Here is a 3,663-nt window from a genome sequence, read left to right as displayed (position 1 = left end):
TACTTTTTTATGTCCTCTTTTTATGGCTTCAACTGCTTTTCGACGTAAATCATAGCTATAAGGTGCTGGCATAGTCTTGGCGATCGCTGATGACTTTATTATTTTATTCCTATTATAAAAATGTCAACAGCCATAATGCGTAGTGCTATAGATTATATTCGAGATATGCGTAATCATGCTAGTGCAGCTCATCCTAATCATAATGAAATCACAGGATTACAATTAGCTTCATGGTTAGAAACTTGTATTCAAGAAGTTATTGGTAAAGAACCTGAAGGAGCGGTTATTGAAGTCAAAAAACTTTGAAAAAGTTTACGAGAAGAAACTTTATTTAAAAATGATATTTCTCCTATTTCTGAAGGAATAAGAAAACTTCCAGAAGAATTAATTCATTCTCTATTAAGAAATGTTTTTGGAATGTACACAGATGTAGATATAGACGCAAATATACGAATAAATCTTAATCTTGTTGCTCAACAAATATGGAAAGTTTCTGCTGAAGAAGTGCGCTATGAAATAGGGTTAAAATACTCTTCTTTTGAAATAAATGGAGAAATATCTCGAAAAAAAAGAGCTTCTGATTTTTTGGAAAATGTACAAGGATTGTCATATTTACCTGATGATACTCTTGCTCTTAAGTTAAATGAAGCACTAGATGCGCTATTTATAACTCATAATGGCTGGAATAATTTTCATAACGAGCCAACACCTGCAAAATTAGTCGAATCTTTTATTCCAAGCAGTGGAAAAATCCCCAAAAGTTCCATTATGAATTATGTCAGGGTTTTGACAATATGTAGAATTGGTAATCAATATGGAGTCTCAAATACTGCTCAGGAAATTTATGATAATTTAATCGCTCAATGGTCTAATGATGAAGCAAGATGTTTAATACAATTACTTGATGAAGATTCTAAATTACCTTCTAAGTTACAATTTGATTCTTGCCAAAAACAATTTAAATATATGATTTCAAATATTTATCCTAAAATAACAGAAAAATTGATTAAAGATATGCTTGATTTTATCAAGGTTTTTCCCGCAAATAGACTTGATTCGATTCGCAAAGATAGGGAATTTAAACAAAGATTAGCTCATCTTAAACCTTAAAAATTATGAGATGATTTGCTCTCAAAACAGACAAAAGCTTGTTGTTGGGTTTCACTTCGTTCTACCCAACCTACAAAGCTCTACAGTTGCCAAGCAGAAGAAATTAATTTTTGCTCTACTAAGTAAGTATAACTATTCCATAACAGAGGACTTATAAAAAATAAAATTATCAAAAAATCGACAACTCTAGTCTTATATCTGTCGGATATTTTATAGAATAGTTGTTGATATTATGTAGGAAAGAAGAAGGTAACAAATATTAGTTGAAAACCCTCTTCCTTACTTCCTTCTTCCCCTACAATAAATCCTTAAACTTAGGATGATTAGCCAAACTCTTCAACACCTTCTTAATATCCTGCGATCGCTCCTTTTTCACAATCAAAGTCACATTCCCATCCCTAACAACAACCACATCATCCAAACCAATAGTTACAATAGCATCATCATCACTAGAGGAATAAAAAATCGACCCTTCAGTATCTAACCCCAAATGATTAGCCAACTCCACATTCAGATTATCACCCTTAACCAAACGTTCCAAAGCATTCCAGTCACCCAAATCATCCCAACCAAAAGCCACAGGTAATACAAAAGCCTTCTCAGTCTTCTCCATTACCACATAATCAATACTCTTCTTCTCCAACTGAGAATAACCCCCAGCACCCATCACCTCCAAAACACTCATCATCGTCGGCGCATACTTTCGTAACTCAGCCAACATCACCCCCACCCTGAACACAAAAATACCACCATTCCAACTAAAACGTCCCGTTGCCAGAAACTCCTCAGCCTTCTCTCGGTTGGGCTTTTCTGTAAACTGGGCCACTTGATAAGCCTCAAACCCACCAAAATTTCCTGCCTCTTTTCCCTGTTCAATGTATCCATAGCCAGTAGAAGGGAAAGAGGGTTTCACGCCCAGGGTAACAATAGCCTCCTGCTTAGTAGCCAATTCGACGGCTGCTTCCAGAGTCTTCTGGAATATTTCCGGTTCCCCGATCCAATGGTCAGCCGGGAAAAATCCTATAACTGCATCTTCCCCATAACGGCGTGCCGTTTCTATTGCTGTCCAGGCTACAGCAGGGGCAGTATCCCTTCCTTCCGGTTCCGCCAAAATATTTTCCTGTGGCATCTGCGGTAACTGTTGTGCCACACCTTCGGCCAACATTGCCGAAGTCACAACCCATAAACCATCCCAACCGTCAGATAATGGTAGTAGTCTCTCTGCTGTTGCTTGTAACAAGCTTTTACCAGTACCATCAAGAGAGATAAACTGTTTGGGCCGATGCTTACGACTCAGAGGCCAAAAACGTTCTCCTTTACCACCAGCAAGAATAACAGGTATCATCGGATTCTAGATTACTTAATAGACTTAGATAATTCCATCTTAAGTTCTCATTGCCAGTTTCTCCCAAATTTTCCAACTACAGCAGTGAGATTTTTTTGGAGATATGGTCTGAAACTACAACGTCTTAGTTTGAGGAATCATCTTACTTTTGAATTGGGATTGGGATTTGGGAATTGTTGATGAATAATACTCCTGCTAGTAACTCCGGATTTATCCTACTAAAGTAGTGATTATGAGTAGTTATTTGATTATTACCAGTTTCTCCCAAATGTTCCAACTATACAACTATAGTGGTGAGATTTTTGTGGAGATATGGTCTGAAACTACAACGTCTTAGTTTTGAATTGGGATTGGGATTTGGGAATTGTTGATGAATAATACTCCTGCTAGTAACTCCGGATTTATCCTACTAAAGTAGTGATTATGAGTATTTATCTGATTATTACCAGTTTCTCCCAAATGTTCCAACTATACAACTATAGTGGTGAGATTTTTGTGGAGATATGGTCTAAAACTACAACGTCTTAGTTTTGAATTGGGATTGGGATTTGGGAATTGTTGATGAATAATACTCCTGCTAGTAACTCCGGATTTATCCTACTAAAGTAGTGATTATGAGTAGTTATTTGATTATTACCAGTTTCTCCCAAATGTTCCAACTATACAACTATAGTGGTGAGATTTTTGTGGAGATATGGTCTGAAACTACAACGTCTTAGTTTTGAATTGGGATTGGGATTTTGGGATTGTTGATGAATAATACTCCTGCTAGTAACTCCGGATTTATCCTACTAAAGTAGTGATTATGAGTAGTTATTTGATTATTACCAGTTTCTCCCAAATGTTCCAACTATACAACTATAGTGGTGAGATTTTTGTGGAGATATGGTCTGAAACTACAACGTCTTAGTTTTGAATTGGGATTGGGATTTTGGGATTGTTGATGAATAATACTCCTGCTAGTAACTCCGGATTTATCCTACTAAAGTAGTGATTATGAGTATTTATCTGATTATTGCCAGTTTCTCCCAAATGTTCCAACTATAGTAGTGAGATTTTTGTGGAGATCAAGTCTGAAACTAAAACGTCTTAGTTTCACTAATCATCTTACTTTTGAATTGGGATGAGGATTTGGGAATTGTTAATCAATAATAGATATCTCCAGAAAATAAACTTGCCCTTTATTTAGCATCAGCTAGAGTTGTAAA

Annotated in this window: 3 protein-coding genes; 2 read left to right on the top strand and 1 reads right to left on the bottom strand. The window is 36.1% G+C overall.

Annotated elements, in window-relative coordinates; genetic code table 11:
• Positions 1-120 precede the first annotated feature (120 nt).
• Both F6K22_RS29770 and F6K22_RS29765 read left to right on the top strand, forming a co-directional pair.
• Positions 121-306, top strand: coding sequence for a hypothetical protein (locus F6K22_RS29770; RefSeq protein WP_293106496.1), 186 nt, complete (start codon positions 121-123; stop codon positions 304-306).
• A gap of 111 nt (positions 307-417) precedes the next feature.
• The gene (locus tag F6K22_RS29765) at positions 418-1,110 is read left to right on the top strand and encodes a hypothetical protein (RefSeq protein WP_293106493.1); all 693 of its coding nucleotides are present in this window, start codon (positions 418-420) and stop codon (positions 1,108-1,110) included.
• 295 nt (positions 1,111-1,405) lie between these two features.
• On the opposite strand, the gene F6K22_RS29760 is transcribed toward F6K22_RS29765, so the two are convergent.
• Entirely contained in the window at positions 1,406-2,455 is a 1,050-nt protein-coding gene (locus tag F6K22_RS29760; protein WP_293106490.1) for a mannose-1-phosphate guanylyltransferase, read from the bottom strand.
• Positions 2,456-3,663 lie beyond the last annotated feature (1,208 nt).

This window comes from Okeania sp. SIO2F4 (assembly GCF_010672385.1).
In the GTDB taxonomy this organism is placed as follows: Bacteria; Cyanobacteriota; Cyanobacteriia; order Cyanobacteriales; family Microcoleaceae; genus Trichodesmium.
The sequence above is the reverse complement of the archived record's forward strand: the minus strand, read 5'-3'. Positions and strand labels throughout refer to the sequence as shown.